The sequence below is a fragment of the Actinocorallia lasiicapitis genome, assembly GCF_054778695.1.
On record NZ_BAAGZI010000489.1, the window covers coordinates 1 to 3,810 of the forward strand.

General features: G+C 71.4%; 5 protein-coding genes. 3 read left to right on the forward strand and 2 right to left on the reverse strand.

What is annotated here, in order from left to right; translation table 11 throughout:
- The 3 genes from ACYVE7_RS30815 to coaE form a co-directional block, all read left to right on the forward strand.
- Window positions 1–763: endonuclease/exonuclease/phosphatase family protein (locus tag ACYVE7_RS30815; protein WP_460369678.1), on the forward strand; the 763-nt coding region annotated here is incomplete at its 5' end.
- Entirely contained in the window at window positions 760–1,218 is a 459-nt protein-coding gene (locus tag ACYVE7_RS30820) for a GNAT family N-acetyltransferase (protein WP_460369680.1), read from the forward strand. The genes ACYVE7_RS30815 and ACYVE7_RS30820, both read left to right, overlap by 4 nt.
- Before the next feature lie 9 nt (window positions 1,219–1,227).
- Window positions 1,228–1,821, forward strand: coding sequence for a dephospho-CoA kinase (coaE, locus tag ACYVE7_RS30825; protein WP_460369681.1), 594 nt, complete (start codon window positions 1,228–1,230; stop codon window positions 1,819–1,821).
- On the opposite strand, the gene ACYVE7_RS30830 is transcribed toward coaE, so the two are convergent.
- Entirely contained in the window at window positions 1,818–2,726 is a 909-nt protein-coding gene (locus tag ACYVE7_RS30830) for a glycerophosphodiester phosphodiesterase (RefSeq protein WP_460369683.1), read from the reverse strand. The two genes, coaE and ACYVE7_RS30830, sit on opposite strands and share 4 nt — an antisense overlap.
- 36 nt (window positions 2,727–2,762) lie before the next feature.
- Window positions 2,763–3,419: a hypothetical protein gene (locus ACYVE7_RS30835; protein ID WP_460369684.1), complete on the reverse strand. Its 657-nt coding sequence runs from the start codon at window positions 3,417–3,419 to the stop codon at window positions 2,763–2,765.
- Between the last annotated feature and the right edge of the window lie 391 nt (window positions 3,420–3,810).

Here is a 3,810-nt window from a genome sequence, read left to right on the forward strand (position 1 = left end):
CCCGCTGCCGGCCAGGGCCCCGCAGCGCGCGCTGGCCGCGGTCGGCGGCAGCCTCGCCCTGCTGGCCGGGACGGTCGTGTTCGTCCTCACCGGGCCCGCGAGCCATGCCGCGCCCACCGGTCCGGAGTTGCGGATCGTCACACTGAACATGAACCAGGCGATGGGCGGGCAGAGCCTCGACCCCGAGTTCTACGCGCGGCTCGTCGAGGCGCAGCGTCCCGACGTGGTGCTGCTGCAGGAGGTCGGCCGGGGCGCGACCAGCTCCGGCGGCGCCGACCTCGGGGTGTGGCTGTCGCGGCGGCTGAAGATGAACCTCGTCTGGGGTCCCGCGACCGACGCCCAGTACGGCAACGCGATCCTTTCGTCCCGCCCGGTCGAGGCGTCCGGGACCTCGCGGGTGCGGACCGGCGACCAGGTCCGCGGTTTCACCTGGGTGCGGATCGCCGTGAAGAACGGCCCCGTCGACGTCTGGACGACCAGGTTCGCCGGCGGCGCGGACGAGGCCCCCACCCGTGCGGCCGAAGGTGCCGCCCTGGTCAAGTACTGGAGCGGCGCACCGCACACGGTGGTCGCCGGCGAGCTGGCGGCCGAGCCCGGCAGCGACGAGCTGTCGACCCTCACCGACGGCACCGGCCTGCGCCGCGTCGCGGGGACGGCCGACGCGGACCGCACCGACGGCCTGTTCGGCACCGACGACCTGCTCTTCTCCGATCTGGCCCGCACCCCGTTCCTGATGGCCGTCACGGTCAAGGCCGCCCGGTGATCGGGCGGGCGTCCACCGGCGACGCGGGCGAGATCCTGACCCTCCAGCGAGCCGCCTATGTGGCCGAAGCGCAGCTCTACGGCGATCCGTTCCTGCCGCCGCTGGTCGAGACCCTCGACCAGGCCGTCGCGGTGATCGCGGGGGACTCCCTCGTGCTGAAGCAAACCGAGGGCGGCCGGATCACCGGAGCGGTCCGCGCCACCTTCAGCGAGCGGACCTGCCTGATCGGACGGCTGGTCGTCGCCCCCGACCGGCAGGGCGCGGGCATCGGCACCGCGCTGCTGAAGGCGATCGAGGCGGAGGTCGCCGAGCGCACCGACGCCCTGGTGCTGTTCACCGGCCACCAGTCGATCGGCAATCTGCGGCTGTACAAGCGGCTCGGGTTCGCCGAGTTCCGGCGTGAGCGGATCAACGACCATCTCGTCCATGTGCACCTGCGCAAGGAACTGGAATAGCATTCGGCCATGCTGAAGGTGGGTCTTACCGGCGGGATCGGATCGGGCAAGAGCGAGGTCTCGCGGCGGCTCGTCGCCAAGGGCGCGGTGCTCGTCGACTCCGACGCCAACGCGCGGGCCGTCGTCGCGCCCGGCACGGAGGGGCTCGCCGCGATCGTCGCGGAGTTCGGGCCCGGGGTGCTCCAGGCCGACGGGTCCCTCGACCGGCCCAAGCTCGGCTCGATCGTCTTCGCCGACCCCGACCGGCTGGCCGCCCTGAACGCGATCACCCATCCGCTGATCGGCGCGCTCGGCCAGCGTCAGGTCGACGCCGCCCCGGCCGGCTCGATCATCGTCTACGACGTGCCGCTGCTGGCCGAGAACGGGCTGAAGCCGCTCTACGACCTGGTCGTGGTGGTCGACGCCCCCGTCGAGACCCAGCTCGACCGGCTCCTGAACCAGCGCGGTATGACCGAGGCCGACGCCAAGGCCAGGATCGCCGCCCAGGCGACCCGTGAGGAGCGCCGGGCCATCGCGGATCATCTCCTTGACAATTCCGGTGGCCTCGACGCCCTCCAGGAGCAGATCGACGCGCTCTGGGCGGACCTCACGGCCCGTCGCTAACCCTCCAGGACCCTGCGCAGCACGTCCGGCCGGTTGGTGGTGATCCCGTCGACGCCCATCTCGACGAGCCGCCGCATCTGGGTCTCGTCGTTGACCGTGTAGGCGAACACGTCGAGCCACTGGGCGCGGGCGTCGCGCACGTAGTCCGGGGTGATCGAGTGGTACTGCGGGTGGACGACGTCGGTGAACCAGCGCAGACCGAACATCTGCGGCTGGTCGGGACGGCCGAGCGCCGCCGTGCCCGCCGAGGGTAGCTTCTGGTGGACGGGCTTGAGGAACCGCCACGAGAAGCTCTGCACGATCAGACGGTCGGTGTTCCGCCAGTACGGGTCGGCCTTGACCGTGGTGATCACCCGGTCGACGATGCCGGGGTAGAGGTCGGCGCGCTTGAGCTCCAGCAGGACCCCGGTGCCCGCGGCGCGGTTGGTGCGGAGCGCCTCGGTCAGGGTCGGCACCCGCTCGCCCTTGAACCTCCGCCCGAACCAGGAGCCGGCGTCGAGCCGTTTGATCTGCTTGAGCGTCAGGTCCTTGACCCGCCACGGCTTGAGCTTCGGGAAGACCTTCTCCACGTTGGTGGTGCGTTTGAGCGTCGTGTCGTGCACGATCACGAGCCGGTGGTCCTTGGTCTCCTGGACGTCCAGTTCGTTGACGTCGGCGCCCATCCGCCCCGCCAGCTCGAACGCGGCGAGCGTGTTCTCCGGGGCGTCGGCCGACGCGCCGCGGTGCGCGATGTCGAGCACCCGCTCCCAGGCGAGGGCGGGAGCGGGGGCGACCTTCGCTGGGTCGGCCGTCGCGGGGGTCGCGAGGGCGAGGACGGCCAGGGTCGTGCCGAGCGCGGCTCGGAGCCGGTGCATGAGGGGGGTTCCTCCGTTGGTGAAGAACAGTTCAAGGCGCGCGTGACTCACCGTAGGCCACCGGAGTGACGTAAGAGTGCACGTGTCCTAAAGGTCTGCTTTCGGCGTACGGATCTTTCCGGCGGTCTCGGCGTCGAGGAGTTCGGCGGCCCGGAGCGCGATCCCGGCGGTCTCGGCGGCGGGGCTGGGATCGCGGACGAACCGGTGGCTGCCGAGGCCGAGCGGGCCGAGGGACAGATCGCGGGCGCGGGCGTCGTCGGAGCCCAGGGCGACGGTCGCGGTCTCGCCCGCCGGGAGCGAGCGGTGGTAGATCCCCGCGGCGAGCGTGTAGGTCTCGCCGCCCGTCACGGTGGCGCCTTCGACCGGGATGACGGCGACGGTCTCCGGGGTGGCGCGCAGCTCGTCGGCACCGGCGCCGCTGTCGACCTCGAAGATCCGGTAGTCGGCGCCGGGGGAGACGGCGGCCAGTTCGTTGCGGAGCCCGCCGTAGAGCACGAAGCTGGTCAGCTCCCAGCTATGGCAGTGCCAGCCGGACGTCTCGGCCTGGGCGGGCGGCAGTTCGGGCGACCAGATGTGCACGCACACCCCCCGCGGCCCGCTCCGCTCGACCGGCAGGCAGAGGAAACCGAGGGGATGCCGGACTCCGCCCAGTCCGCCCGTGGCGGCCGAGCGCAGGACTTCCGCTGCCCACGCCGTGACGCCCTGTCCGGTCCGCAGACGCCGGTACAGCTCCGCGTACCGCATCCCAAGAGCCCCCCTCGTGCGTGTCGGCGGCCCCCGTCATCGTAAACCGCGCCCCGTCGGGAGGCCAGCCCCCGTTCCGGCCGGCCCGTCAGCCAATCCCCCTGAAGGGCAAAAACATTGGTCACGGCCATGTTCTATTAATTCGCCAAGAATTGGACATCTCAGGGGCTGTTCTCTTTATACCTGGGAATCGGGCAATTAGCGTGGCCTTTGGTGGCGATCTCACGCTGAACGATCTCACTGCTGAAGGAGCGACATCGTGGCTAACGAACATTCGGGAGCGGGCAGACCGGACCGGCCGCATCTGACCGGCACCGACCGGATCGACTCGACCAAGGGCGCGGCCGCCAAGGGCGCGGGCGGTGCGGCGGGCGCGGGAGCGGCGGCCGCG